The organism is Salinibacterium sp. SWN248 (genome assembly GCF_015864575.1).
Classification (GTDB): Bacteria; Actinomycetota; Actinomycetes; order Actinomycetales; family Microbacteriaceae; genus Rhodoglobus.
On record NZ_JADYWW010000001.1, the window covers coordinates 593,118 to 619,250 of the forward strand.

At 62.0% G+C, this 26,133-nt stretch carries 24 protein-coding genes; 19 read left to right on the top strand and 5 right to left on the bottom strand.

Going from position 1 to position 26,133, the window contains the following annotated elements; translation table 11 throughout:
* Positions 1–36 precede the first annotated feature (36 nt).
* From I6E73_RS02715 to I6E73_RS02725, 3 genes are read left to right on the top strand one after another with little or no spacing between them, the layout of a single operon-like run.
* Positions 37–948: a pseudouridine-5'-phosphate glycosidase gene (locus I6E73_RS02715; protein ID WP_197122933.1), complete on the top strand. Its 912-nt coding sequence runs from the start codon at positions 37–39 to the stop codon at positions 946–948.
* A 13-nt stretch (positions 949–961) separates the two neighbouring features.
* Entirely contained in the window at positions 962–1,846 is an 885-nt protein-coding gene (locus tag I6E73_RS02720; RefSeq protein WP_197122935.1) for a carbohydrate kinase family protein, read from the top strand.
* Positions 1,843–2,472: a phosphoribosylanthranilate isomerase gene (locus tag I6E73_RS02725; RefSeq protein WP_197122937.1), complete on the top strand. Its 630-nt coding sequence runs from the start codon at positions 1,843–1,845 to the stop codon at positions 2,470–2,472. The genes I6E73_RS02720 and I6E73_RS02725 overlap by 4 nt, the downstream gene beginning before the upstream one ends.
* Positions 2,473–2,503: 31 nt before the next feature.
* Here I6E73_RS02725 and I6E73_RS02730 read toward each other — a convergent pair whose 3' ends face one another.
* Both I6E73_RS02730 and I6E73_RS02735 read right to left on the bottom strand, forming a co-directional pair.
* Positions 2,504–2,881, bottom strand: a complete 378-nt coding sequence (locus tag I6E73_RS02730) for a CrcB family protein (RefSeq protein WP_197106620.1) — start codon at positions 2,879–2,881, stop codon at positions 2,504–2,506.
* On the bottom strand, positions 2,878–3,273 hold the full coding sequence (locus I6E73_RS02735) for a CrcB family protein (RefSeq protein ID WP_197122939.1): 396 nt from the start codon (positions 3,271–3,273) through the stop codon (positions 2,878–2,880). The genes I6E73_RS02730 and I6E73_RS02735 overlap by 4 nt, the downstream gene beginning before the upstream one ends.
* A gap of 104 nt (positions 3,274–3,377) precedes the next feature.
* Here I6E73_RS02735 and I6E73_RS02740 point away from each other — a divergent pair, with 104 nt between their 5' ends.
* A complete protein-coding gene (locus I6E73_RS02740) occupies positions 3,378–4,019 on the top strand; it encodes a hypothetical protein (protein WP_197122941.1) in 642 nt (213 codons plus the stop codon).
* Positions 4,020–4,067: 48 nt separating this feature from the next.
* Entirely contained in the window at positions 4,068–4,853 is a 786-nt protein-coding gene (locus I6E73_RS02745; RefSeq protein WP_197122943.1) for a MerR family transcriptional regulator, read from the top strand.
* Here the strand turns inward: I6E73_RS02745 and I6E73_RS02750 are convergent.
* Positions 4,850–5,875: a LacI family DNA-binding transcriptional regulator gene (locus I6E73_RS02750; protein WP_197122945.1), complete on the bottom strand. Its 1,026-nt coding sequence runs from the start codon at positions 5,873–5,875 to the stop codon at positions 4,850–4,852. The genes I6E73_RS02745 and I6E73_RS02750 overlap by 4 nt on opposite strands.
* Positions 5,876–5,997: 122 nt before the next feature.
* On the opposite strand from I6E73_RS02750, the gene I6E73_RS02755 reads away from it, so the two are divergent.
* Genes I6E73_RS02755 through I6E73_RS02770 form a run of 4 tightly spaced genes read left to right on the top strand, consistent with a single transcriptional unit; the run spans position 5,998 to position 10,787 of the window.
* Positions 5,998–7,299 (top strand): extracellular solute-binding protein, encoded by a 1,302-nt coding sequence (locus tag I6E73_RS02755; protein WP_197122947.1) that lies wholly within the window; start codon positions 5,998–6,000, stop codon positions 7,297–7,299.
* 32 nt (positions 7,300–7,331) lie between these two features.
* Positions 7,332–8,210 carry a sugar ABC transporter permease gene (locus I6E73_RS02760; protein WP_307784204.1) on the top strand — a complete coding sequence of 293 codons (879 nt, stop codon included), beginning with the start codon at positions 7,332–7,334 and terminating at the stop codon, positions 8,208–8,210.
* Between the two features lies 1 nt (position 8,211).
* Complete coding sequence (locus tag I6E73_RS02765) at positions 8,212–9,138, top strand: carbohydrate ABC transporter permease (RefSeq protein ID WP_197122952.1); 927 nt, start codon at positions 8,212–8,214, stop codon at positions 9,136–9,138.
* A gap of 5 nt (positions 9,139–9,143) precedes the next feature.
* The gene (locus I6E73_RS02770; protein WP_197122954.1) at positions 9,144–10,787 is read left to right on the top strand and encodes a glycoside hydrolase family 43 protein; all 1,644 of its coding nucleotides are present in this window, start codon (positions 9,144–9,146) and stop codon (positions 10,785–10,787) included.
* On the opposite strand, the gene I6E73_RS02775 is transcribed toward I6E73_RS02770, so the two are convergent.
* Positions 10,784–11,428, bottom strand: a complete 645-nt coding sequence (locus I6E73_RS02775) for a YitT family protein (RefSeq protein ID WP_197122956.1) — start codon at positions 11,426–11,428, stop codon at positions 10,784–10,786. The genes I6E73_RS02770 and I6E73_RS02775 overlap by 4 nt on opposite strands.
* A 61-nt stretch (positions 11,429–11,489) precedes the next feature.
* On the opposite strand from I6E73_RS02775, the gene I6E73_RS02780 reads away from it, so the two are divergent.
* From I6E73_RS02780 to I6E73_RS02810, 7 genes are all read left to right on the top strand, one after another.
* Entirely contained in the window at positions 11,490–12,911 is a 1,422-nt protein-coding gene (locus tag I6E73_RS02780; protein ID WP_197122958.1) for a PLP-dependent aminotransferase family protein, read from the top strand.
* A gap of 158 nt (positions 12,912–13,069) precedes the next feature.
* A complete protein-coding gene (locus I6E73_RS02785; RefSeq protein WP_197122960.1) occupies positions 13,070–16,225 on the top strand; it encodes an efflux RND transporter permease subunit in 3,156 nt (1,051 codons plus the stop codon).
* Between the two features lie 103 nt (positions 16,226–16,328).
* Positions 16,329–16,553 carry a hypothetical protein gene (locus tag I6E73_RS02790; RefSeq protein WP_197122962.1) on the top strand — a complete coding sequence of 75 codons (225 nt, stop codon included), beginning with the start codon at positions 16,329–16,331 and terminating at the stop codon, positions 16,551–16,553.
* 285 nt (positions 16,554–16,838) lie between these two features.
* Positions 16,839–17,903: a TM2 domain-containing protein gene (locus tag I6E73_RS02795; protein ID WP_197122964.1), complete on the top strand. Its 1,065-nt coding sequence runs from the start codon at positions 16,839–16,841 to the stop codon at positions 17,901–17,903.
* A gap of 370 nt (positions 17,904–18,273) precedes the next feature.
* On the top strand, positions 18,274–20,601 hold the full coding sequence (locus I6E73_RS02800) for a DEAD/DEAH box helicase (RefSeq protein WP_197122966.1): 2,328 nt from the start codon (positions 18,274–18,276) through the stop codon (positions 20,599–20,601).
* 177 nt (positions 20,602–20,778) lie between these two features.
* Entirely contained in the window at positions 20,779–21,627 is an 849-nt protein-coding gene (locus I6E73_RS02805; RefSeq protein WP_197122968.1) for a hypothetical protein, read from the top strand.
* Positions 21,628–21,651: 24 nt separating this feature from the next.
* Positions 21,652–22,050 carry a PGPGW domain-containing protein gene (locus I6E73_RS02810; protein ID WP_197122970.1) on the top strand — a complete coding sequence of 133 codons (399 nt, stop codon included), beginning with the start codon at positions 21,652–21,654 and terminating at the stop codon, positions 22,048–22,050.
* 77 nt (positions 22,051–22,127) lie between these two features.
* Here the strand turns inward: I6E73_RS02810 and I6E73_RS02815 are convergent, their stop codons facing one another.
* A complete protein-coding gene (locus I6E73_RS02815) occupies positions 22,128–22,670 on the bottom strand; it encodes an NUDIX hydrolase (RefSeq protein WP_197122972.1) in 543 nt (180 codons plus the stop codon).
* 140 nt (positions 22,671–22,810) lie between these two features.
* On the opposite strand from I6E73_RS02815, the gene kynA reads away from it, so the two are divergent.
* The 3 genes from kynA to I6E73_RS02830 are packed head-to-tail and all read left to right on the top strand — an operon-like array spanning position 22,811 to position 26,129.
* Entirely contained in the window at positions 22,811–23,668 is an 858-nt protein-coding gene (gene kynA, locus I6E73_RS02820; RefSeq protein WP_197122974.1) for a tryptophan 2,3-dioxygenase, read from the top strand.
* Complete coding sequence (locus I6E73_RS02825; RefSeq protein WP_197122976.1) at positions 23,665–24,846, top strand: amidohydrolase; 1,182 nt, start codon at positions 23,665–23,667, stop codon at positions 24,844–24,846. The genes kynA and I6E73_RS02825 overlap by 4 nt, the downstream gene beginning before the upstream one ends.
* Positions 24,843–26,129, top strand: a complete 1,287-nt coding sequence (locus tag I6E73_RS02830) for a kynureninase (protein ID WP_197122978.1) — start codon at positions 24,843–24,845, stop codon at positions 26,127–26,129. The genes I6E73_RS02825 and I6E73_RS02830 overlap by 4 nt, the downstream gene beginning before the upstream one ends.
* Positions 26,130–26,133 lie beyond the last annotated feature (4 nt).

Here is a 26,133-nt window from a genome sequence, read left to right on the forward strand (position 1 = left end):
TGCAGCAACGAGCACCAGCGAAGAAAGAGATTGACCATGTCTACACCTGTCATTCACGTTTCCCAAGAAGTTCAGGATGCGGTTCGCGAGAACCGTCCCGTGGTCGCCCTCGAATCGACCATCTTCACTCACGGCCTTCCTCGCCCGCGCAACCTCGATGTCGCGCTTGAGGCAGAAGCCGGTCTTCGCGCGCAGGGCGTCACGCCCGCCACGATCGGTGTCTTCAACGGAGTGCCGACTGTCGGTCTCAGCACTGAACAGATCACGGAACTCTCGAACACCGACAACATGGCCAAGGCCAGCCTGCGCGACCTTCCCGTCGTGCGCGCCCTCGGCATCCACGGTGGCACCACGGTTGCCGCAACGGCATTCCTCGCCCACCACGCTGGCATCAAGGTCTTCTCCACCGGTGGCCTCGGTGGCGTGCACCACGGTGCAGCCGCGTCATTCGATGAGTCTGCAGACATGACCACGTTGGCGCAGGTTCCGATCCTGGTGATCAGCGCCGGCGTGAAGTCGATCCTCGACATCGCCGCGACCCTCGAACGGTTCGAGACCCTCAACATCCCCGTTATCGGTTACGGCACCACCCAGTACCCCGGCTTCTACGTCACCGACTCCGGCTTCACGATCGGTTACTCGGTCGACACTCCTGAAGAGGTTGCCGCCGTCGTTGCCGCCCGCGATGAGCTCGGACTCCCGCAGTCGGTGCTACTGGCCAACCCCATCGCCGCCGACAAGCAGCTTCCGCCGGAACAGCTCGACGACATCCTCGCTCGTGCCTGGGCTGAGGCCGAGAAGCAGGGCATCAGCGGCAACGCCTCGACCCCGTTCTTGCTCGACTTCATCCAGAAGGACACCAAGGGCGTCAGCCTCGACGTCAATGTCGAGGTCTACCGCGGCAACGTTGCGCTCGGTGGACTCGTCGCCACGGCGCTCACGCGCTAGCGGCAGTCGACACGTGCTCGGAATCATCGGCGACCTCGTTGAAGACGTGGTCGTCTGGCTGGCTGAACCGCTGAGGCATGGCACCGATACGGCGGCGGAGATCTTCCACACCCGCGGCGGTAGCGGTGCGAACGTTGCCAGCTTCGCCGGCCGCCTCGGCCCCACGCGCTTCATCGGCTGTGTCGGCAACGACCACCTCGGCACCCTGCTTGTTGAGGGTCTCGAGGCGGAAGGTGTTGACGTACGCGTGCAGCGCAAACACGTCACCGGCACCGTCATCATCCTGATCGACCAAGACGGCGAACGCAGCATGGTGCCGAACCGGGCGGCAGCGACAATGCTCGATGAGGTTCCGGATGAGTGGCTCGACGGCCTCGAGCTGCTGCACGTCTCGGCCTATTCCTTCAACGGTGCTCCGGTCGGGGAAACCGTGATTAACGTCATCCGTCGCGCTAAGAAGCGGGGCATTCTGGTCTCGATCGACGTCTCCTCCACGGGGATGCTCGCCCAGTACGGCATCGACCGTTTCATTGATCTCATGGCTGACCTCAGCCCCGACTTCTTGATCGGCAACGCGAGCGAAATGGAATGCCTTGGAGTCGTCGTTGACGGGCACCCCGGCGCTGTTGCCGCCCGGCTCTCGAAGACCATCATCGTGACGAAAGCGGGAGCGGATCCCACCCTCGTTCACGAGCCTGGTCGGGAGCCGCTGACGGTTGCGGTGCCACCGGTTCCCGAGGTCCGAGACCTCACCGGTGCCGGTGATGCTTTCGCAGCGGGATTCTTGACGTCGTACTTGGCTAGCCGCGACCTGCAGAAGGCGTGCGTGGGCGGTCACGCCTCCGCGGCCCTCGTGCTGGCATCGCCGGGAGCATCCTCCGGAGCAGCGTCGAAGTGACTCGCCTCTTTGTGAAAATCTGTGGCATCAGCACTGCGGATGCCGCAGCGGCGGTCGCCGACAGCGGCGCAGACGCGATCGGGTTCGTTTTCGCTCCCGGCAGCCCCCGTGAGGTCAGCGCCGAGCACGCGCGTTCCCTCATCGCGGGCCTTCCGTCCGCGTTGGAAACGGTGGGCGTTTTTCGCAACCAGCCGATCGATACGGTGCTCCGCACCGCGAGCGCTGCCGGGGTAGCGACTGTGCAGTTGCACGGTGATGAAACTGAGGCAGAGTTCGACCGGCTGCGGGCGGAGGGCTTCGGCACGATCCGCGCCCTGTCGATTGATGATTACCGCCGGCTCAGTCGTGACGGAGCGTTGCGCGCCGACGACCGATTGCTGATCGATGCGGTAACTCCGGGTGGGGGAGCAGCGTTCGAACCCACCCTGCTGACGGATGCTGCGCCTGACGGCTTCTGGATTCTGGCCGGTGGCCTCACCCCGCAGAATGTGGCGGAGCTTGTCGGCATCATGCAGCCGGGTGGTGTTGACGTCTCAAGCGGCGTCGAGGCGAGTCGCGGAGTCAAAGATCCAGCCCTCATCCGAGCATTCGTGGAAGCCGTTCGCGCCGTCTCAGCGGCGAGGTAAACCCCACTGGCGACGCAGCCGAACGACGAGGCTAAGTCGCGAGCGCGATGAGGCCGAAGTAGGTCGCGGCGGCGACGCCGATGCCGAGCACGAGGTTGGCGGCAACGCTAGCGACGGCGGTCTGGAGTCGCTTCATGGTGGCGATCTGCATTGTTTCAACGCTGAGGGTGCTGAAGGTGGTGAGTCCGCCGCAGAGTCCGGTGAGCAGCACGAGCTCGAGGTTGGGGTCGATCGTGCCAATGTGCGCCATACCAGCCAAGGTGCCGCCGAGGGCAGAGCCGATGACGTTGACGACGAGCACGGCCCACGGGAACCGCTTGTTCGGAACAAACGCGCGTGCGGTGAGGTAGCGCAAGACGGCCCCGGCGGCTCCGGCGCCCAGGATCGCAAACACCACGCCCGCGGTCATTCGTTCACCAAATCAGGGCGGCGTGCGCGAGCGAAACCGAGGCGCAGGCCCAGTGCGGCTGCGGCGAGTCCGAGCACCATGGTGGCCGCGAGGTAAATGAGGGCGGGGATGAGCTGGTCAGCTCCAATGAGTTGCACGACGGCGACGGCCAAAGCAGAGAACGTCGTGAAGGAACCGAGAAGACCGGCACCTAAGCCGGCGCGGGCCCAGACCGGAGCGGGTGTCCATAGCTCGGCGACGACGAGCGCCAGCACGAAACTGCCGACGATATTGGCGATCAGGGTGGAGAGGGGAAACAGCCCATCGTCGGTGGCAAAGGCAAGATCGAGAGCGAACCGCATTCCGGTGCCGATAGCACCGCCAACGGCAACGGCAGCGAGTTCACGGATCATGCGCTGCCTTTCAGATGCCAGTTCTGGGGGCTGTACTGCCTACCAGTCACCTTATGGCAACCGGGCGCGGACCTGTGCCACGCGCGCAGTCCTAGACTGAAGCCATGACCCGAACTGCTGCGCGCCGCCGCCGTTGGCCGTGGATCGTGCTCGCCGTAGTTGTGGTGTTGCTCGTGCCCATCGCCATCATCGTCGTGCCGATTCTCACGCACGAGAGCGCGGGCCAGTCGAGCCAGCAGCTCGTCGACGGAGAATGGCCGCTCTCGGTCACCGCCGAGGGGGATGACGGTCGTACCCGCACGTTGACGCTCGCCGGTGAAAATGGCGAGCCTATCGACACGGAAGCACTCGTTCGCGACGAGCGCGTCGTCGTGACAGGAACCGGGTATGACGGAACGCAGGGTGTGTACGTTGCCGTGTGCGTCATCCCAGAAACGTCTGCCGACAAGCCGGGGCCCTGCATCGGCGGAGTGCCGTCGCAGCAGCAAGAAAACGTGGCCGAAGGCACCGTGCAGTGGGCCCCGAGCAACTGGATCAACGCCGATTGGGCGTGGCGGCTCTTCGGCGCTCGCAGCTATGACGACACCGCCACGGGCACCTTTACCGCGTATCTCGAGCTGGGCGACCCGCTCGGCGAGGACGCTGATTGCATCACCAATGAGTGCGGCATTTTCACCCGCAACGACCACACGGCGCTCAACGACCGGGTGCAGGATGTCTACGTACCGGTGAAATTCACCGAATAGTGCCGCGCCGCTTGACATTGACGTAACGTCAACCTCTACCGTCGAGGTATGGCCCACGACACCCCACCACTCGCCGACCGTTCGATCAACGATGTCGCCCGCATCACGGGAACGACATCGCGCACGCTGCGGCACTACGACGACACGGGGCTCCTGAAGCCGAGCCGAGTGGGCACCAATGGCTACCGCTATTACGACGCGGATGCTCTCGCTCGCCTTCAACGCATTCTGCTGTTGCGCGAACTCGGGCTCGGCCTTCCGGCCATTGCCGAGATTCTCGCCGGGCAACGGGATGACACGGCCGCACTCAGAGAGCACGTGCGCCTGCTCGAAAGCGAGAAGCAGCGCATCGATCGGCTCATTGCATCGGTGAGCACCACGATCCATAAACTCACAGAAGGAGAGCCACTCATGGCTGAAGAAATGTTCGACGGATTCGACCACACCGCCCACAAAGACGAAGTGGAGCAGCGCTGGGGTTCAGACTCTTACGCGGCGAGCGACAACTGGTGGAAGGGGATGGGCGCCGCCGACCGGGCAGCTTTCGTTGCAACGCAGAAGCAGTTAGCTGCAGACTGGGCCGCTACTGCCGAGCGCGGCGATGACCCTGCGGGGGCTGCCGCTCAGGCGCTCGCGCAGCGTCAGTTCGACGGCCTCGTCGGAATCCCCGGCACCCCCAGCGAGGGCAAGTTGGGCCCGCCGCGCGAGTACTACCTAGGTTTGGCCGATATGTACGTCGCCGACCCGCGCTTCGCTCGTAACTACGGCGGGCAGGCCGGTGCCGAATTCGTGCGCGCCGCTATGGTCGCGTTTGCGACCGAGCGCTGGGGCTAGACGGGAACTGGCCCGGTGGAGTCGCGCACTACGAGCTCGGTGGCGAGCTCAAGGCGATGTGTCGCCAAGGTTTGCCCTTCCAGCAGTTGCGCGAGCATCTGCACCGCCGTCGACCCAATCTCAAGAAAAGGCTGTTTGACGGTCGTGAGCCTCGGCGAGGCAGACGTCGCTTGAACCGCATCGTCAAAGCCAACAACCGACAGGTCGCGGGGGATCCCCACTCCCATACCGCGGGCGGCGTCAAGAACCCCGAGTGCCTCGAGATCATTGGTCGCGAAGATCGCAGTCGGAGGTGTCGGTAGCGAGAGCAGTTGCTGGGCGGCTTCGCGGCCCTTCGCGTACTGGAACCCACCGTTGACGAGGTATTCCGGATTGGGGGCGATGCCCGCACTCTGGAGTGCGGAGTGGTAGCCAGCTAGGCGAGCGTTCGCGCACTCAGACGAAATCCCCTGAACGATTGCGATATTGGTGTGGCCCAAGTCGATGAGGTGGCGCGTGGCGAGGTAGCCGCCGTTGAAGTTGTTGGCGCCCACGGAGGGCAGGGGACGCTTCGGTGTGTTTGCGGGATCGATCACCACGAGGGGAACGCCGGCTCGCGAGAACTCGTCCTGGTTCTTCTCGTCTAGCCGTGAGGTCACGAGAATGAGCCCGGAGTGATGAGCTTCAGTAACGATGTCTACCCATCGTCTGCCGCCGAAGTCTCGGGGGGTAATTTTGACGACTACGTCGAGGCCCGCTGCTTCGCCGCCCGCGATAACCCCCTCCAGGATGCGGAGCACGTTGGTGTTGGTGAGGGAGTCGAAGTGCAGCTCGATGGCTCCGGCATCGGCTGAGCTCAACGGCGAGCGGTAACCGTGCTCGGTGAGTAACTCTTGGATGCGAGCGCGCGTAGCGGCGGAAACATCTTTTCGCCCTTTGACCACTTTCGAGACGGTGGGCACAGAGACGCCGGCTTGTTCTGCGATGTCGCGCAGGGTCGGTTTGCGATCTCCCTGCGAATCCGTCGATGGATTAGTAGTCAATGACGCCTCCGCTACTTGACAGTGTGTGTGGGTAACCGTAACCTCTCACAAGAACTTTACGCAAGGTTTCGCGCAAAGTTTCGTAAAATTCAATTAATCAACCACAGCGTAGTGAGGGAAAAATGAGTAGACCATCATGGCGGGCGACCGCGGCTACCGCGTTGGCCATTGGCGTTGCATTGGGAACAATCGGATGTTCGAGTGACAGCACTGGCGCAAGCGGCAGCGGAGTTTCAGTCTGGACAACGTCAGGCACCGAGTCGGTGCTCATGACGTCGCAAGAGCAGCACAATGCCGAAGAGGGCTCCGTGCCGCTCGACGTGCAGGTCTACGAGAACGACCCGTACAAGACCAAGCTTCGCACCGCCATCAGCGCCGGTCAGGGCCCGACCGTCTTCTCCGGCTGGGGCGGCGGCGGACTCGCCGCCTATGTCGAGGCTGGCGAAGTTGAATCGCTGCAGGCGGCGTTTGATGCCGCTCCCGAGCTGCGGGACCGTATCTTTCCCTCGGTTCTCGCCGGTGGAACGATCGACGGCGAAATCTACGGCACGCCTTACAACGGCGTTCAGCCCGTCGTGATCTATTACAACGAAAACGTCTTCGCCGACAACGGCGTAAAGGTCCCCGAGACCTGGGACGAGACGATGGACGCTGTTGCAGCGTTCAAGGCTGAGGGCATCACGCCGTTCTCGATCGGTGGAGCCGGGCGCTGGCCGTACCTGATGTGGATCGCGTACCTCACCGACCGCATCGGAGGCCCCGAGGTATTCGACGCCGTGGTTGCTGGTGAAGAGGGTGCGTGGGAAGACCCCGCCATCGTCACGGCAGCATCCATGATTCAAGATCTCGTTGAAGCCGGCGGCTTCGGCGATGGCTTCTCCTCAGTTGACCCCAACCAGGGTGCACCAGAGGCTCTCGTCTACACCGGACGCGCCGCAATGCAGTTGCAGGGCGCCTGGGGCTATTCCAGCGCCTACCTCAGCGGAGATCCCGAGTTCGTCGAAGATGGCCTCGGGTGGACAACCTTCCCGTCTGTCGAGGGTGGGCTCGGAGACCCGAGCAATGTCACCGGAAACCTCTCAGCGTTCTTCTCCGTGAGTTCCAAGGCAGACGCCGAGACAAAAAAGGCCGCAACCGACTGGCTTGTCAATGGTGTGTTTGACGACGACTACATTGACGGCCTCATCGGGATCGGAGCAGTTCCTCCCGTATCGGGAATTGAAGACAAGATCGCGGCCGCTCCCGCTGCGGACTGGAACACCTTCGTGTACAAAACCGCTCAAAATGCCGGTAACTTCCAGCTCTCGTGGGACCAGGCCATCAGCCCGGAAGAAGCAGAAGTGCTTCTCACCAACCTCGAAAAACTGTTCTTACTCGAGATCACGCCCGACGAGTTCGCTAGCAACATGAACGCGGCTGCGTAGTTTTCATGACTCACGTTTCGAAGGGAGGGGCCGTGGCGGTTCGCCGCCAGGGTCCCTCGCCCCTTCTCGCCCTTCCCGCGCTCATCTTCTTCGGAGTCTTCGCGATCATCCCGCTCTTCGTGGCGCTCTATCTCAGTTTCACGAAGTGGAGCGGGCTGGGCTCGCCGACGTGGGTGGGCTTCGACAACTGGGGCACGCTCTTCAGCACGCCCGATACGTTTCGATCTTTCGGACTAACCCTGTTGCTCATGGGGCTGTCGTGGGTGTTCCAAACGCCTATCTCGATCCTTCTTGGTGTCTTTCTTTCCGGACACCAGCGCTACCGCGAAATCTTCGCGGTTATCTACTTCGTTCCCTTGCTGCTGTCCTCCGCAGCAATCGGTATCGCCTTCCGCAACCTTCTTGATCCCAACTTCGGCCTCTTCGCCTCGCCCGGGCTGGAATGGTTGAACCTCGGTTGGCTCGGCAACCCCGACCTCGCGTTTTACGCAATTGTGTTCATCATTTCGTGGCAGTTCATCCCCTTCCACACACTCCTCTATCAGGGCGGTGCCCGTCAGGTGCCGCAGTCGCTGTACGAGGCAGCTGCGCTGGACGGCGCAGGTCGAATGGCTCAGTTCTTCTCGATCACGCTTCCTCAACTGAGGTACACGATCGTCACGTCAACGACGCTCATGCTGATTGGGGCGCTCACCTATTTCGACATCATCTTCATCCTCACGCAGGGTGGCCCCGGTGATGCGACCCGCATCCTTCCGGTCGACATGTACCTCACGGGGTTCGTCGGCAACCAAATGGGTCTCGCAAGCACGATCGCCATTGTGCTCGTGCTCTTCGGGATGCTTGTTTCCTTGACCATCTCAAAACTGTCCGGCTTCACGCGGATGGAAAGCCAACTGGACGGGGAATGAGATGACAACAACAGCTCGCCGCGCATCGCCGGCAAAAATCATCAACTCGGGCCGCCCAGACTCGGGCCGGAGCAGTACCCGTCGTCCTAGTCGAGTGCGCGCAAGCAATCGTGGTCTTCGGCCGAACTTCCTCGGTGCAAGCGCATCCGTGGTCTGGCTCATCATTGTGCTCATCCCGCTGTACTGGATCGTCATCACGAGCTTCCGTAGCCAAGAGGGGTTCTTCGACGACCATCCGTTGGCTTTCCCGGCACAACCGACGCTAGACAACTACGTGTTGGTGCTGGAGAACGACTTCGCGAGATACCTCATGAACTCGGCCATCGTGACCGTCGTGGCCGTTGCCCTGATCGTGGTGTGCGGATTTCTCTTCGCCTACACGATCTCCCGCACGACGAGTCCGCGCGTGCGCAAACTCTTCAACTTAATGTTGCTGGGTTTGGCGATTCCTCTTCAAGCGACGATCATCCCGGTGTATCTGATGATCGTAAAAGCCGGTCTCTACGACAGCCTGCTGGCGATCATCCTGCCGTCGGTGGCGTTCGGACTCCCCATCACAGTGCTGATTCTCGTGAACTTCATGCGAGACATCCCGGGCCAGCTTTATGAGGCGATCCGCATCGATGGGGCCTCGGAGTGGGTAACGATTCGCAGCCTCGCGCTCCCGCTGTCGCGACCGGCCATCACCACGGTCGCGATCTACAACGGGCTCAACGTGTGGAACGGATTCCTGTTTCCGCTGATCCTGACGCAGAGCGCAGACAATCGCGTATTGCCGCTGGCTTTGACCTCCTACCAAGGGCTCTTCAGCATCAACGTGCCCGCCGTTATCGCAGCTGTCGTCCTGTCTAGCCTGCCCATCATCGCGCTCTACATTCTGGGGCGACGACAACTACTTGCTGGCATGACCGCCGGCTTCGGAAAGTAATTTACATGCCACACACTGTTCCAGCATCGCCGTCTGCGGTCGTGCGCAATCCGATCATCCCGGGGTTCAATCCCGATCCGGTGATCGTGCGTCGTGGTGATGACTACTACCTGGCGACATCCACTTTCGAGTGGTTCCCGGCGGTGCAGTTCCACCACTCGACCGACCTCGCGAACTGGTCACTGATCGGTCATGCCATTACGGATGACAGCATCGATCTTCGGGGCATTCCTGCGTCGGGCGGGGTGTGGGCGCCGTGTCTCACCGTGGAACCTAGCACCGGCCGTTTTTACCTGGTTTTCTCTGTGATGAAGAGCCAAGAGGCTGAGGTCTTTGATGTAGACAACTACATCATCTGGGCAGACGACATACTTGGCCCGTGGTCCAAGCCGCTCTACGTGAACAGCTTGGGCTTCGATTCCTCGCTCTTTCACGATGACGACGGCACCAAGTGGCTGGTTACGTTGGAGTGGGAGACGCGGCCGGGACATGAGCATCCGGGCTGGATTGTTGCCCAGCAGTTCGACCCCGAAGATGGAACTCTCACCGACCCCGTTCGTATTCATTATGGTTCCACCGACCGCGGTGCCCTCGAAGCACCGCACCTTTACAAGGTTGACGGTCGCTACTACCTCATGACTGCTGAGGGCGGAACGGGATACGGCCACGGGGTGTGCTTGGCGCGGGCAGATTCGCCGCTCGGCCCCTATGAGTCTGACCCGGGTAGTCCTTTTATTACGAGTTCACCGGAGCCCTATAACGGTCGCAATTACCGAGACTTTCTGCGACCAGAATTCTTCAACCCTCAAGCATCCATGCAGAAGGCCGGGCACGGCAGTCTTCTTCAGGCTGCCGATGACAACTGGTACGTGGCGCATTTGTCGTCGCGACCGTTGCCCGGCACTACCTCCTCAGTGCTCGGGCGAGAGTCATCGCTGCAAGCAGTGCACTGGGATGACGACGGCTGGCTGCGGATGACCGCCGGCGGCGTATTGCCGCAGGAGTACATCACGATCCCGGGTGCCACTATTGATGAAGAGCGTTCGTCGCTGGATGTCGTGACCGATTTCCGAACGCCACTGTCGCCGCACTTTGCGGTTCCGCGTGGTCCCATCGATGAGTCGTGGTGCGCGCCCACCCAGAACGGTCTGGAACTTCGTGGTCGCGATTCGTTGCACTCGCGATTCGACGTCTCGTTAGTGGCGACGCGCTTGCGCGCATTCGAGGCAACGGCAGAAGCGGAAATCGAGTTTGATGCCCGCCACTTCGCTCATGCCGCCGGGCTCACCGTGTACTACGACATCAAGAATTATGTCTTCGCGCGGATATCGTGGAGTGAGATGGAGAATTCTCGCACTATCGCGCTAGTGATCGCGCGCTCTGGCCCTGGAATTGACGAGGTGATCGGCGAGGTCACGATCGCCGACGGACCGGTGCGGTTGCGTGCAGAAATCACGCAGGGCGACCTTCGGTTCGCCTGGCAGATGGCGGGAGGCCAGTGGAGCGAACTCGGGGGCGTTGTCGGCTCCCAGTTCATGTCCGACGACGCGATCAGTGGGTTCACGGGGCAGTTTGTGGGCGTGGCGGCGGTGGATGCCGCCAACAAGAGCACGATTGCCCGAGTGAAGTCGTTCGGGCTGACCTACTAAACCTTCTCAGGGCTCGGCTTCGCCGTCTCGACGCTATCGCCAGAGACGGCGGCCGGCACCATCAGCCGCGGAATCGTGAAGTGCACAAGGGGGCCGATGAGCAGCGCGAACGCGAGCGTGCCCCAGCCGAGGTTTCCGCCGAGGATCGCGCCGATCGTCAGCACGACGAGTTCGATGCTGCTGCGCACGATCCAAATCTTGCCGCCGTAGCGGTGGTGGATGCCGGTCATGAGGCCATCGCGCGGGCCCGGCCCGAAGCGTGCGCCAAGGTAGAGGCCGGTTGCGATTCCGAGCAGTAGCAGGCCGGCGACGAACACGAGGATGCGCAGGGCAAGTCCCTCAATCTCGGGCAGCATCCACAATCCAAGTTGGGCGCTGGGGCCGACGAGCGCCACGTTGAAGACGGTTCCGATGCCGGGCTTCTGGCGGATCGGGATCCACAGCAGCAACACGATGAGGCCAATGATGTTGGTGACGAAGCCAAAGGGGATGCCAGTGCTGAGCGAGACGCCCTGGCCGAGAACGTCCCAGGGCGCGACACCGATTTCCGCACGAATCATCAGCGCGATGGCGAAGCCGTAGAGGAAGAGGCCGGTGCCGAGCTGAACGATGCGTCGTGTCATGGTGAGGCGGGGAGTCATGTAAGTATCCAATTACGGAATTGGACTCGGAACAAGAGTCCAATCGCGGTATTGTGGCCTCATGAATAGCCTTTCTGCCCGCGCATTGGTCGTGATGATGGGCGAGTGGCGTGCGAGTGGATCGAACGCTGCCTATCTGGCCGTCTCTGACCGCATCCGCCTCCTCATCATGGATGGCCGCATTCTGACCTCGACGCGCCTGCCAGCCGAGCGCGAGTTGGCGCTCGCTCTCGGGGTGAGCCGCACCACGGTGACGGCGGCCTATTCGGCGCTCCGCGAGGGCGGTTACGTCGAGAGCACGCGTGGCTCAGGCAGTGTTGCTCAGTTGCCGCATCGCGCGAGTCTGATTCCCGATTCGGCGGCCCCGCAGATGCTCGATTTCAGTAAGTCGACCATTTCGGCCGCTCCCGAGGTGATTGAGGCATCCCGTCGTGCTGCCGAACAACTGCCGGCCTACCTGGGGGAGTCTGGCTTCGACCCGGTAGGGATCCCGGCGTTGCGTGAGGCCATTGCCCAACGCTATGTCGACCGCGGCCTGCCGACGAGCCCCGACCAGATCATGGTGACGCTCGGCGCACAGCACGCCATCGCGCTGATTTCGCGCACCCTCATGTCACGCGGTGACCGCGCCCTCATGGAAAACCCGAGCTACCCGCACGCCCTCGATGCGCTCCGGGCGGCTGGCGCGCGACTCGTGCCGGTCGGTGTTTCGACCGAAACCGGTTGGGATGCCATCGCTGTCGAGCAGGCTATCCAGCGCACGAGCCCCTCGCTTGCGTACCTCATGCCCGACTTTCACAACCCGACCGGTCAGTCGATGCCCGAAGAGCTGCGCGAAAAAATACTGACCCTCGCGGAACGCCACGGCACGGCAGTCATCGCCGACGAGACAATGGCCGAACTCGATCTGGACGGCAACGGCATCCGGCTGCCCTTCGCCGCTCACGGCAACGCGATCTCCGTGGGTTCGGTCGGCAAGACAGTGTGGGGCGGTCTGCGCACCGGCTGGATCCGCGCCGACCACGCCACCATCCGCCAGCTCGTTCGTGCTCGCTCCGCCGGTGACCTTGGCACCCCGCTGCTCGAACAGCTCGTCGTCACCAACATTCTTGAGAGCTATCCGGCGATTCTGGATGCTCGGCGCACTTCTCTTCGGGCCGGGCGCGAGCACCTCTCCTCCCTGCTGGCCGAGCAACTGCCGTCGTGGCAGGTGCCGCACACCCCGGGTGGAATGACTGCGTGGATCAATCTCGGCCAACCCGTGAGCTCGCAGCTCGTGCTTGCAGCCCGCAACGAGGGTCTCGTGATTGCTGCTGGTCCGCGGTTCGGCATGGATGGCGCCTTCGAACGCTTCCTGCGCATTCCGTTCAGCGGGGGCGCGGCCGACCTGGAACAGGGCGTCTCGGCGCTCGCCGCAGCGTGGTCGACGGTGATGCGGCATCCGTTCTCGCCAGCGAGCAGTGAATTCGCGAACGTCGTCTAAGTCACACGACGGAGAGAGCGTCGTTTCGGCTTCGCACCTTTAACGTAGATGTAATCTCGCGAGAGTACGCGGAATAATGAGCGTGCTGAGAGAATTGCACTAACCAAGAAGTGGTTTTTGCGACCGCGCCCGCGTTTAACAGCAACGAAAGTTCTCTCGTGCACCTGCTTTCTGTCTTCTCCCTGCGTAACCGAGCGCTCATCGCGCTCGTGACGATTGTTATCGGAATCTTTGGTGGCGTTGCTTTGACGTCGCTCAAGCAAGAGCTCATTCCATCGCTGTCGCTGCCGCAAATCTTTATCGTCTCGACGTACCCTGGCGCATCGCCCGAGGTCGTTGACAATGACCTCGCCGGTCCCATCGAAGCTGCCATCCAGGGCGTTGAGGGGCTCGAGTCGACCACGTCGACCTCGAACTCGAACTTCGCCAACATTTCGGCCTCGTTCGAATATGGCACCAACATCGCCACCGCTGAGCAGAAGATTCAGCTCGCCATCAACCGCATCTCTGGCCAGCTACCCGACTCGGCAGACACTCAAGTCTTTACCTTCAACTTCACTGATCTTCCGGTCGTGCAGATCGCGGTATCCAGCGACCTCGACCCACTTGAGCTCTCCACCAAGCTCGAAGCATCCACCCTCGTTGAGCTCAATAAGTTGGATGGCGTCAGTGACGCAAGCCTGTTGGGCACGTCGACCCAGCGCTTGGTCATCACTCCCGATCAAGATGAACTCTTCCTCAACGGTCTGAGCAATCAAGACATCATTTCCGCACTCGACGACAACGGCGTGCTGCTGCCCGCCGGTGAAATCACCGAGGATGGCCAAACCCTCACCGTGCAGGCCGGTCAACGCATCACGACAGCCGACGGTGTAGCCGAACTACCTCTGCTGGGCGGATCGAGCACCGAGATCGTGACGATCGCTGACGTCGCAACCGTTGAAGTGATTGACGACCCGGCAACCGGAATCTCTCGCGTGGATGGTGAGCCTTCACTCACCATTGCGATCACCAAGAGCCCCGCCGGCAACACTGTCGCCGTCTCCGAGGCCGTTCTTGAAGCAATTCCTGAACTCGAAAGCGCCCTCGGAAGCAACACCAAATTCACGGTCGTCTTCGACCAAGCCCCCTTCATCCAAGAGTCGATTGACAGCCTCACCACCGAGGGATTGCTCGGTCTTGTCTTCGCCGTGATCGTGATTCTGGTGTTCTTGCTGTCGATTCGATCGACGCTGGTCACCGCGATCTCGATCCCGGCATCCGTTCTCATCACCTTCATCGGTATGCAGGTCTCGGGCTACACCCTCAACATCATCACCCTCGGAGCCCTCACGATCTCGATTGGTCGAGTGGTGGATGACTCGATTGTGGTTATCGAGAACATCAAGCGACACGTGTCGATGGGGGAGCCAAAACTGCTGGCCATCCAGACCGCGGTGAAGGAAGTTGCGGGAGCCATCACGGCATCCACCGTGACGACGATCGCGGTGTTCTTGCCGCTCGCCCTTGTCGGAGACATCACGGGAGAACTGTTCCGCCCGTTCGCGCTGACGACCGCCATTGCGCTTGCCGCATCACTCTTTGTGTCGCTCACCATCGTGCCGGTGCTCGCCTACTGGTTCCTCGGTAACAAGGCTGTTCCGCGTCACACCGAAGACGCTGTCGAGCACGCGCACGCAGCGGGTATGCCTCAGGAGGAGAAGACCAACGCCCTGCAGCGCGGCTACCTGCCCGTGATCAAGTGGACGCTTAAGCGCCCCGTTGCCACACTCATGACTGCTGTTCTCCTGCTCGGTGGAACCGTGGCACTCGTGCCGTTCATGAAGACCAACTTCATTGGTGACAGTGGACAGAACACGCTGACCGTCAACCAGTCGCTGCCACTCGGCGCAAGCCTCGAAGCTCGTGACGAAGCCGCGAAGAAGGTTGAAGAGGTCCTCATGGATCTCGACGGCATCGAAACCGTGCAACTCTCCATCGGCTCCAGCGGCGGCTCACTGCGTGCCGCATTCTCCGGCAGCGGAGCGAACGCATTCTCGCTCACCACTGACCCCGATCTCGATCAGACCGAGCTGCAAGAAGACGTGCGCGAGGCTGTTGCCGACATCGAGGATGCCGGTGAGATCACTTTGGCCGCGGCATCGAGTGGTTTCGCCTCGAGTGACATCGAGATCAACCTCACAGCCACCAGCGATTCTGAACTGCGTGAAGCATCGGATGCCCTGCTCGAGCAGGTGCGCGACCTCGACGTCGTAGCCGAAGCCACGAGCAACCTCTCGGAGCAGCAGCCGTTCATCTCGATCGTTGTTGACCGTGACAAGGCCGCGAAGGTCGGACTGAGCGAAATTGCAGTTGGCGGAATCGTCACCGGTGCGATGAACCCGAATGCGGTCGGTAGCGCCGTCATCGACGAATCGACGCTCTCGATTTACATTCTCAATGACCTTGCGCCCACCACGATTGAAGAGTTGGAAGACTTCGAGATCCCGGGTGCCACCGGACTCATCCCGCTGACGGATGTCGCCACAGTGTCCGTCGATGACGGCCCCGCGAGCATCACCTCGGTCAAGGGCGTACGCAGTGCGACCTTGAGCGTGACGCCGAGCAGCGACGACGTGGGAACGGCATCCGCTCTGGTTGCTGCCGCTGTTGACGAAGCAGAATTGCCCGCGGGCGCTTCGGCTGAACTGGGCGGCGTCGCTACTGAGCAGACGGATGCGTTCCAGCAGCTTGGCCTCGCGCTCCTGGTCGCAATTCTCATCGTGTACGTCGTGATGGTGGCAACCTTCAAAAGCCTCCGCCAGCCGTTGCTGCTGCTGGTCTCGGTGCCCTTCGCGGCAACCGGTGCCATTGCGCTTCAGGTGATCTCGGGCATCCCACTCGGGGTCGCCTCGCTCATCGGTGTGCTCATGCTCATCGGTATCGTCGTGACGAACGCCATCGTGCTCGTTGACCTCATCAACCAGTACCGCGTGAAGGGCATGCGTGCTCGCGAAGCCATCATCGAGGGTGCATCGCGTCGACTTCGCCCCATCCTGATGACCGCTGCGGCGACAATCTTCGCGCTCCTTCCCCTCGGCATCGGTGTCACGGGTCAGGGCGGCTTCATTTCGCAACCGCTCGCCATCATCGTGATCGGTGGACTCGTCTCCTCGACGGTTCTCACCCTCGTGGTGCTCCCCGTTCTCTACTACCTCGTTGAGGGAGCCAAGGAACGTCGCGAAGACAAGAAGGCAGCCGGCACCGATCGCAAGAGTCGTCGCGCGGCCAAGAAGGCCGGTCGCGAGACTCCGGTGGTTGCCACCGCAGAGTAATCCGTGAGTGGTCTAGTTTCCCCACGCCGGTTCAGCTGCCGTGGGGAAACAGAATTTCTGTCACTATTGCAACTGGCTTGCCGCGGATAGAAACGGATCACTCATGCTCGACAACATGTCATCGTTCACGACTCTCGCCATACTGCTGCCCGTTGTGCTGCTTCTTGTGGGGGTATTACTGGTTTACGGCATCATTCGAGCTGCCGTGGTCGGAGCACTGCGCGATCACCACAAGTGGCTCGAGCGTCGCGACGTGAAGGCGAATTCGCAACCGCAGCCTGTTCAGCAGACTGACCTCCGGGACTTCCCCTACAACCACAACGTTTAGCTGGCGGCTTGGGCTGAGCCGAAACCTGGCTGCAGCACCGTGCTCGCTGCTGCGCCTCGTCCGGTAGACCACTTGGCCTGATGCGCTCGTTCAATTGAACAAATGTCAGTGCCGTCCGACAGGGTGAGTAAGTAACCACGCGGGGGCGTCTAGGCGATACCGGCCAGATGAGATCACTCATCACTCGGCCAATTGTCGTGTGCCTCGGCGTGCGCGCACAACAACGTGCGCGGCGTGAATCACAGTGCGCGCGTTTCTCTTCATTACCCGAACGAAAGAGGCTCCATGTCAGACGCCACACCTACACCCGAATCGAACGCGCAAGACATTCCGGATAGTGCACCTCCTGCAGCTCCGACTGCACCTCCTGCAGCTCCGACTGCGCCCCCACTGCCTCCGATCGCTGGCAAGTCGTTTGTCATCACGTGGCTTTTCGCTCTCCTGCTTGGTTTCTTCGCCGTCGACCGTTTCTACCTCGGCAAAGTCGGTACCGGAATTCTGAAGCTCATCACTTTCGGTGGTGCAGGAATCTGGGTCTTAGTTGACATCATCCTCACGCTCAGCGGGGCTCAGCGCGACAAGGCAGGCAATGCGCTTGTCGGATACAACGAGAACAAGAAGGTTGCTTGGATCGTTACCGGCGCACTCATCGTTCTCTCGATCGTCACGTCGAGCCTCAACGGAGGCAACACCGAGACAACTGATTCGAGTGACACGAGCGCTATCTCAGAGAGCGCTGACGTAGAAGAGTCGGACGCTGCTGAGGAAGAGCCTGCTGAACCAGAAGTACCGGCAGTGCAGGGGTGGGCGGATGACGCCTTCGGCACGTTCGACGCCATCACCGAGACTGGCACGGGCGACAGCATTGTCGATCTGCCTGTCGGCGCGACAGCAGGAATCGTTACCGCTTCACATTCCGGAGCGTCGAACTTCGCAGTCTCAGTACTCAACGAAGATAACGAGAGCACTGGCGAACTGTTGGTGAATACGATCGGAGACTACGCGGGCACAACGTCGTATGGATTCAATGCGCTCTCAGACGGCGTTACGCTTCAGATCAAGGCGGATGGTGCGTGGTCGTTGCTCATTGCTCCTGTTTCGGCAGCCCCGCTGCTAGCCGAATCTGGCACCGGCGATGCAGTGTTCCTGTACAACGGCGATGCGGCTAAGCTCACGGCTACCCACTCGGGCGATAGCAACTTCTCCATTATTGAAGAAACCGACAAGGCCTTCGCGTTTGGCCTCCTCGTTAACGAAATCGGCTCCTACAATGGCACCGTTGCACTGAGCACGGGTCCGTCGGCGATCACGGTAGGCGCTGACGGCGCCTGGACGCTCGCAGTCGAGTAATTGATCGCTGGGGTCGAGCGGCTGTGTCGCTTGACCCCAGCATCCGCTCGGCCCTCGCTATTGAGGGCTCGATCGAGTAACGTAGTCAAGTCGGCTCAAGACAGCGCGAAATCTCGCGTATGGGTTTGTAAGTCTTGCGGGCCGGTTTGCCAGTCCATCCAACTGGTGACAATCACACGAATGTATGTGACGGCCTCGGTCAAAGACTGCCCGGGTTCAGTAGTGCAGCGTACGAATACTCAAGCTAATTAGAAGACAGCCAATCGGTTTCTAACCAATCGGTGTCTCGCTAACTAAATGGTGAGTGTTGGCGTGCGCGCGTGCTCCACGCACTAGATGTGTTCCATCTAAGAACAACCCGGAAAGAACAATGCCTAATTTCAATAAGCCTGCCACCGGTCGTGGCAACAAAAACTTCAACTCTGGAGCGCCCAAACGTGGCGGTTCACGCAGCGAAGGTCACCGCGGATTCCGTGCCGATGAGGGCGATGCCCCCAAGCGTCGCTGGAGCGCGGATGACCGTGCCGCTCGCACCGGAGACCGCAAGCCAGGAGCCGCTCGTGGCGGACGCGACGAGCGTCGCCCCGACTGGACTCCCCGCGAAAAGCCTGCCCGTGGTGGACGCCCCGAGGCCGGCGGCCGCGGAGATCGCCCCTCCTACGGTGACCGCCCGCAGCGCAACGAACGTGGCGCCTACGGCGACCGTCCCCAGCGCAGCAACGATCGTCCCTCGTCGGGTGACCGTCCCGAGCGCGGCGGACGCCCCACGTATGGCGACCGCAACGAGCGCCCGCAGCGCAGCAACGATCGCCCGTCTTACGGCGACCGTCCTGACCGCGGCGGCAACGCCGGTCGCAGTGAGCGTCCGTCGTACAACGACCGCAATGACCGCAACGAGCGCCCGCAGCGCAGCAATGACCGTCCTTCGTATGGTGACCGCCCCGACCGTGGCGGCAACGCCGGTCGCAGCGAGCGTCCGTCGTACAACGACCGCAACTCGAGCGGCCGCAGCGAGCGTCCGTCGTACAACGACCGCAATGCTGGTGGCCGTTCAGAGCGTCCCTCCTACGGTGACCGCCCCGACCGCGGTGGCCGTCCCTCCTACAACGACCGCACTGAGCGTCCGTCGTACAACGATCGCAACGCTGGTCGCACTGAGCGTCCCTCGTACGGTGACCGCGGCGCATCCGCTGGTCGCACCGAGCGTCCGTCGTACAACGACCGTGCTCAGCGCACCGAGCGCCCCGCGTACGGTGACCGTCCCGACCGCGGTTCACGCCCCGAGCGTTCAGAGCGTCCCGCCTACAACGAGCGCCCGCAGCGTTCCGAGCGTCCCTCGTATGGCGACCGCCCCGACCGTGGTTCGCGCCCGTCGTACAACGACCGCAATGACCGCAACGATCGTCCGCAGCGTTCAGAGCCGCGCGAAAGCGCCTACTACCCGGCCCGCGATGGCAAGTCGTCGCACTCGCAGCAAGAAGACGTTGTACTTGAGCGTCTCGTAGCCAAGACCGTTACCGCCAGCGATGTTGAAGGCAAGTCCTTCATCGACCTAGGCATCGGTTCGAACATTTCGCGTCAGCTCGCATCCATGGGCGCAGAGTCGCCGTTCCCCATCCAGGCAGCAACCATCCCCGACGTTCTCGCCGGCAAAGATGTTCTTGGCCGCGGAAAGACCGGATCGGGCAAGACCATTGCTTTCGGTGCGCCCCTCGTTGAGCGCCTCATGGAAAACAACGGTGGCAAGGATCGTCAGATGGGTCGCAAGCCTCGCGCCCTCATCCTCGCTCCGACCCGCGAACTTGCTCAGCAAATCGACCGCACCATTCAGCCCATCGCTCGCAGCGTTGGCCTGTTCACCACGACCATCGTGGGTGGCGTTCCTCAGTACAAGCAGGTTGCAGCTCTCACCCGTGGCGTCGATGTCATCATCGCGACCCCCGGCCGTGTTGAAGACCTCATCGAGCAGGGTCGTCTCGACCTCAGCCAGGTGAAGGTTACTGTTCTCGACGAAGCAGACCACATGTGCGACCTCGGGTTCCTTGAGCCTGTTCAGCGCATTCTGCGTGAGACCAGCGAGGGCGGCCAGAAACTGCTGTTCTCGGCAACCCTCGACAAGGGTGTTGCCACTCTCGTCAAGGAATTCTTGGTTGACCCGGCCGTGCACGAGGTTGCTGGTGAAGACCAGGCTTCTTCCACGATCGACCACAAGGTTCTGCTGATCGAACAGCGCGACAAGCGTGCGATCATCAAGCAGCTTTCCGCCGGCACGGGCAAGACTCTCGTCTTCACCCGCACGCGTGCGTTTGCTGAAGAGATGGCCGAATTCTTGAGCATGGGTGGAACCCCAGCCACGAGCCTTCACGGTGACCTCAACCAGTCGCGTCGTACCCGCAACCTGCAGATGCTTACGAGTGGCAAGGTCAACGTGCTTGTCGCGACAGACGTTGCAGCCCGCGGCATCCACGTGGATGACATCAGCCTCGTTATTCAGGCTGACGCTCCTGAGGAGTACAAGACGTACCTGCACCGCGCTGGCCGTACCGGTCGCGCAGGCAAGGCCGGAACTGTTGTCACGCTCATCCCGCGCAACCGTCGTCGCAAGATGGACGAACTCCTCGGCCGCGCCGAGATCGATGCAGAGTCGGTCGACGTAGCGCCTGGCGATTCGTTCGTCGACAAGCTGGCTGCGCTCTAACAAGCACCCCGCTCACTCGAGTATAAGAAAGCCCCGGATGCCCCACTCATGTGGTCGGCAGCCGGGGCTTTCTGCATGTGTCCGCTGTGGTTGACGGGCATGGCATCCCGTGGTTCTATGGAGCGCACGCGTTGTTGCGATTAAACCTCAAATAACAAGATTGTTGGGTAACCACAGATGAGTATTCGATCGCAACACACCTCTCGGATCGCGACCCCGGCGGGCGTTCTGCTCATCGCTGCCAGTTTTCTGCTGTCGTCATGCTCGACCGGCACTGTCGGGTTGGAGTCTTCAGGCATCGACATCGAGCCCTACGCACACGTAACCGCCACCCTCGACTTCGAGGCGGGCACCGTGGTTCTGCCGGTGGATGCCATTAATCGGAATGCGCCGCAGGTCGATGAACTCCGGCGTGAAGCGTGGCAGGTGTTGACTGACGCGTGTCTCGCCGAGAGTGGGCTGCCTGGCTACAGCCGGTCAGAGACGGTGTCGAGCGAAGAGGATCGGCTCTTTGGGCTGTGGAGCGTTCCGCTCGCTCAGAAGTACGGTTTCGAAATTGCCGCCCTCATCGACCAGGTACCCCCGACTCCGAGCGATGAGGAGCTGCGCTGCCTCGATGAATCCAAAGAAGAGATGAGAACACGCTTCAATCTGGACGACGGCTACTCGTTCGATGCGCAGATCGCGGACGCTGCCTACGATGCCGCCTTCGCTTCGGAGCCAGGCCAAGTAGCGCTCGCTGTGGCCAAGGAGTGCATGGTTGAGCAGGGGCTAGAGTTCAGCGCCGACCTACCGATGCCTCAGTTCGACTACGAATCGGACGGCGACAGCGCCGAGAACCGACGAATCGCGGTGATTCAGGCCACCTGCAACGTTGAGACCGGCGCTATTCAGACGCTCTACGACCTCACTGCTCGCTACCAGTCGGCACTTATTGAGGCGAGCGAAGCCGATGTCAAGGAAGCTGCTGAGGTTGTCGCGACGCGCATCGCCGACTTCGAGGGCGTTATTTCGACGAGCAAGTAGAGAACCCACTCGTAGAATCAGCCTATGAACCAGAAACGAACAGTCGCCGCGCGTGCAGGCGTGGCGGTAGGGCACGCGGCAAGTTCCGCCGCTCATGGAACGCGCGAGGCGATCCGCAAGAACCCCAAGGCAGACCGCGTCTATCGCACGACCGTTGGTGTTGTTGGCGGCACGACCGTCGCTCTTGGTGTGGTGCTCATCCCATTGCCCGGGCCGGGTTCCCTCGTAGCGATCGGTGGGCTCGCGCTTCTGGGCACCGAGTTTGAAATGGCAAAGAAGGCCAGCGGCAAAGCGAATGCCCTCGCCCGTAAGGCGCTTGCCGCGGCCAACGAGAAGCGTAAACGGCGGGCGGCTGTGCGGGCTGCCGCCGATACCGATGCTGCTGTTGCTGGCGTCGGCGACCACGACGCTTCCGGAGACTGAGCGCTCTCGTTCAGTGATCTCCGTGGCGTGTTCGAAGCGCTGCGGACACCGCAGTCACGGCTCTAATCGGCGCTTGGCTAGTTGGCGGCATCCGCCAAGACGGCTTTCAGTACAGCCCCAATTCTCGCGGGGAAGCTGTCGGGAACATTCTCGGGCAGAGCGTTCGTGGCGAACCAGCGCACGTCTTCACTTTCGTCGCTGGCCGCGAAGACGGCATCAGCGGCGGCAATGGCAACGAATCCCACATCCCAGTGAGCGGCGCACGCGAAGCCTCCGTGCAGCTCGTGCCGGTCAAGATCAACGATCGAGTCCGAGTGGAGGGCGAGGGCGGCAATGCCCGACTCCTCACGAGCTTCGCGTAGTGCGGCATCCGCGACGGACGCATCCTGTGGCTCAATGTGGCCACCGAATTGAACCCAAAACTGTCCTTTGCGGTGAAAGCACAACAGCACGCGCTCGAAGCCAGGCGAGAAGACGAAACAGGATGCCGTCACATGCTCGGGCCCACCATCGCGCTTGAGCGCATCCGATCCGCCCGCCGTAACAAAGGAGAGGTAGGACTCGCGGGCGGGTGAAGCCGGGAGTGCGGCAAGGCTGGTCAGGAAGTCATCGACGATCACTTGGCCATTATCCGATACGACGGTCTCGGCGTCGGAGTGGCAACCGCGGGAGACTTCATATGCACTCCTGCAGAGCAGTTGTGCAGAAACACGCGAACACAAGTGTGGCGGCCGTCGCAAAAGTGCAATAGGGTGTCGGCATGTCGGATACTCATAACGAACGTGCCCTTGAAGACGAGATCATCACCGACTTTAGTAAGCGGATGTCGTACGGCGCCTACCTAGAACTCGACACCCTGCTGAGCGCCCAGGCTCCGCAAAGCACCCCTGAGCATCACGATGAGATGTTGTTCATCATCCAGCATCAGACCACCGAGCTGTGGCTCAAGCTCGTGATCCACGAACTCACCTCGGCCCGCGATCTCATTGCGAGCGACAACCTCTCTATTGCGCTCAAGCGCATTGCACGCGTCAAGCACATTCAGCGCACCCTCACTGAGCAGTGGTCGGTGCTCGCGACTCTCACGCCGAGCGAGTATTCGCAGTTTCGCGACTACCTGGGTAGCTCATCCGGGTTCCAGTCGTATCAGTACCGAGCGGTCGAATTTCTGCTCGGCAACAAGAATGCGGGCATGCTCAAGGTGTTCGAATCGCATCCCGAAGCGCACGCCCTGCTCAGCAAGTTGCTCGCCGAGCCCAGCGTCTACGATGAGTTCTTGCGCTACCTCAGCCGCCACGGCTACGAGATTCCTGACGCCGTGCTTAACCGTGACGTGACTCGCGGCTACGAGCAAAACGACGAGCTCATCGAGACCTTCCGTCACATCTACGACAACGAAAGCGAGCACTGGCTCGCCTACGAAGCCTGCGAAGAATTCGTTGACCTTGAAGACAACTTCCAGCTCTGGCGCTTCCGTCATATGAAGACCGTCATGCGCATCATTGGTATGAAACGCGGCACCGGCGGCTCGAGCGGCGTCGGCTTTCTCCAGAAGGCACTCGACCTCACCTTCTTCCCTGAACTCTTTGCCGTGCGCACCGAGATCGGCCGCTCGTGACCGAACAACCGAACCCAGCTCCGCAGCTCCCCACGGCGACCGGACCAACTACCGAGTCGGCCCTCACCGTCGACTACGCCGTCGACGGCTACTGGCTGCGTGAATGGCACGGCCCGGCCACAGTGCGGGTCAGCCCCCATGGCATTCGAGCGATAGCGGATTCCGCAATCCCGACCGCGGTGCGTCTTCCGGGAGTGCTGCTGCCGGGCTTTCGCGACGCACACGTGCATCTCGGATTGACGGAGCCGCGCGCTCTCGTGGCTGGCGGCCTCGCTGCGGTCGACGATTTGGGTGGGCATCCCGATCGTCTTCAGGAGTGGGCTCTTGACGATGCGGTTCCCGCGCTGAACCACGCGGGCGCTTTCATCACCGCGCCTCATGCTTACCCGGCGAATCGTGCGTGGGCGGCCACGCTTGCGGTTGCTGAAGTGGAGACCGGTGAGCAGGCGATGGCTGCGGTCGCGCGGCAGCTCGCCGCTGGTGCGACCTTTGTGAAGGTTGCGTTGAACGCTGAAGATGGCCCGGTCATTGACGATGAGACCTTGTGCGCACTGGTGGAATACGCGCACAGTCGCGGCGCCGAAGTTGTCGTTCATGTCCAGGGGCCTGGGCAAGCGCAGCGGGCGTTTTCTGCCGGAGCCGATCGCCTCGCGCACACGCCCTGGACAGAGAAACTCAGTGACGCCCTGATTGCTGAGATGGCGCAGCCGAACTCCCGCTTTCTTGCCGGACGCCACTCGTGGATCAGCACCCTCGACATCCACGGCTATGGCCAGCGTGGTCGCGACTTCGAGACTGCGAGCGACAACCTGCGACGCTTTCACGCCGCGGGCGGCACCGTTCGTTATGGCACCGACATGGGCAATGGCGATCTTCCTCCCGGCCTCAACCAGCGCGAATTGACGGCGCTGCAGGATGCCGGGGTGCGCTACGACGCCCTGTTGCGGGCGCTGTGTTTGCCCGGTTTCGGCAGCACCGTGAGCTACTTGCCGACGGTGCCGACCGCGGATGCCGATCTCGCGTCGTGGCTCATGACCGCCACCGTTGTCACGGCCCGCGAGCTGCTTCACCCTGACTTTGCCGTGAGCGCGACCCGCGCGCACGCGGCTTGGGACGGCGACAGCGCTGTTCCCACCGCAACAACCCCCATCCCGACCCCATGGAGGATCGACCTATGACCGACACCCACGCGCCGACTGCTGCGCACGATGACGCGACGGCTGCGCCCACCGGAGCCAGCTCTCCCGTCGACACGAGCGCCGCAGCTGCCGCAGTCTTGGATGCCGCTGACCCGCTGAAGCAGTACCCGACCAAGTTTGTGCGATCAACCGAAGTGCGCGCCTACCTCGACGGCAACTCGCTCGGGCGACCCACGACCGCGAGTGCGGCCCGCTTAGCCGAGTTCGTTGACGAACAGTGGGGTGGCCGCCTCATCCGTGGCTGGGATGAAGCGTGGTACGAACTGCCTCTCACTTTGGGTGACCGCCTGGGCGCCGCCACTCTCGGGGCTGCGCCCGGCCAAACCTTCATCGGCGACTCGACCACGGTGGTGCTCTACAAGCTGATCCGCGCTGGCCTCAGTGCCCGCCCGGAGCGCAGCGAAATCGTCATCGACACCGGCAACTTTCCGACCGACCGCTATCTGGTCGAGGGCATCGCCGCCGAGCTCGGCAAGACGCTGCGCTGGATCGATCCCGCCAGCGACGAGGGAGTCACCGCCGACGAAGTGAAGGCTGTGCTCAACGAGAACACGGCTCTCGTCGTGATCAGTCACGTCGCCTACCGCTCTGGTCACCTCGCCGATATGCCCGGCATCACCACCCTCGTCCACGAAGCCGGAGCGCTCGTGCTCTGGGATCTCTGCCACTCCGCCGGCGTCGTCGAAACCGAACTCGATGCCTGGGGCGTCGACCTGGCTGCTGGATGCACGTATAAATACCTCAACGGAGGCCCGGGTTCCCCCGCCTTCGGCTACGTGCGCGCCGAGCACATCGAAGCCATGACGCAACCGATCCAGGGCTGGATGGGTAGCAACAACCCCTTCGAAATGGGTCCAGGCTATGCGCCGCACGAAGGCATCCGTCGTTTCATCAGCGGCACGCCATCGGTCGTCGGTTCGCTCGCCATGCAAGACATGCTCGGGCTCATCGAAGAGGCAGGCATCCCGGCGATCCGCGCCAAGTCGATCGCTCTCACCGAGTACGCCCTCGCGCTCATTGACGAACTGCTCGTGCCGCTCGGCGTCACCGTCAGCTCGCCGCGGGATGCCGCCGAACGCGGCAGCCACGTCACGATCGACCACGAGAGCTTCGCCGCCGTGAATGCCGAACTCTGGAAGCAGGGGATCATTCCTGACTTCCGTCGGCCTCACGGCATCCGCCTCGGGTTGTCGCCGCTCAGCACGACCTTCGCCGAAGTGCAGCTCGGCATCGAGGCCATTCACGCACAGCTCACCACGTAACCGC

Excerpts from the sequence above, each read along its gene's own strand:
- I6E73_RS02715 (WP_197122933.1), top strand. The coding sequence starts at position 37 with ATGTCTACACCTGTCATTCACGTTTCCCAAGAAGTTCAGGATGCGGTT.
- I6E73_RS02730 (WP_197106620.1), bottom strand. The coding sequence starts at position 2,881 with ATGACCGCGGGCGTGGTGTTTGCGATCCTGGGCGCCGGAGCCGCCGGG.
- I6E73_RS02735 (WP_197122939.1), bottom strand. The coding sequence starts at position 3,273 with ATGATCCGTGAACTCGCTGCCGTTGCCGTTGGCGGTGCTATCGGCACC.
- I6E73_RS02740 (WP_197122941.1), top strand. The coding sequence starts at position 3,378 with ATGACCCGAACTGCTGCGCGCCGCCGCCGTTGGCCGTGGATCGTGCTC.
- I6E73_RS02745 (WP_197122943.1), top strand. The coding sequence starts at position 4,068 with ATGGCCCACGACACCCCACCACTCGCCGACCGTTCGATCAACGATGTC.
- I6E73_RS02755 (WP_197122947.1), top strand. The coding sequence starts at position 5,998 with ATGAGTAGACCATCATGGCGGGCGACCGCGGCTACCGCGTTGGCCATT.
- I6E73_RS02765 (WP_197122952.1), top strand. The coding sequence starts at position 8,212 with ATGACAACAACAGCTCGCCGCGCATCGCCGGCAAAAATCATCAACTCG.
- I6E73_RS02770 (WP_197122954.1), top strand. The coding sequence starts at position 9,144 with ATGCCACACACTGTTCCAGCATCGCCGTCTGCGGTCGTGCGCAATCCG.
- I6E73_RS02775 (WP_197122956.1), bottom strand. The coding sequence starts at position 11,428 with ATGACTCCCCGCCTCACCATGACACGACGCATCGTTCAGCTCGGCACC.
- I6E73_RS02780 (WP_197122958.1), top strand. The coding sequence starts at position 11,490 with ATGAATAGCCTTTCTGCCCGCGCATTGGTCGTGATGATGGGCGAGTGG.
- I6E73_RS02790 (WP_197122962.1), top strand. The coding sequence starts at position 16,329 with ATGCTCGACAACATGTCATCGTTCACGACTCTCGCCATACTGCTGCCC.
- I6E73_RS02795 (WP_197122964.1), top strand. The coding sequence starts at position 16,839 with ATGTCAGACGCCACACCTACACCCGAATCGAACGCGCAAGACATTCCG.
- I6E73_RS02800 (WP_197122966.1), top strand. The coding sequence starts at position 18,274 with ATGCCTAATTTCAATAAGCCTGCCACCGGTCGTGGCAACAAAAACTTC.
- I6E73_RS02805 (WP_197122968.1), top strand. The coding sequence starts at position 20,779 with ATGAGTATTCGATCGCAACACACCTCTCGGATCGCGACCCCGGCGGGC.
- I6E73_RS02810 (WP_197122970.1), top strand. The coding sequence starts at position 21,652 with ATGAACCAGAAACGAACAGTCGCCGCGCGTGCAGGCGTGGCGGTAGGG.
- kynA (WP_197122974.1), top strand. The coding sequence starts at position 22,811 with ATGTCGGATACTCATAACGAACGTGCCCTTGAAGACGAGATCATCACC.
- I6E73_RS02830 (WP_197122978.1), top strand. The coding sequence starts at position 24,843 with ATGACCGACACCCACGCGCCGACTGCTGCGCACGATGACGCGACGGCT.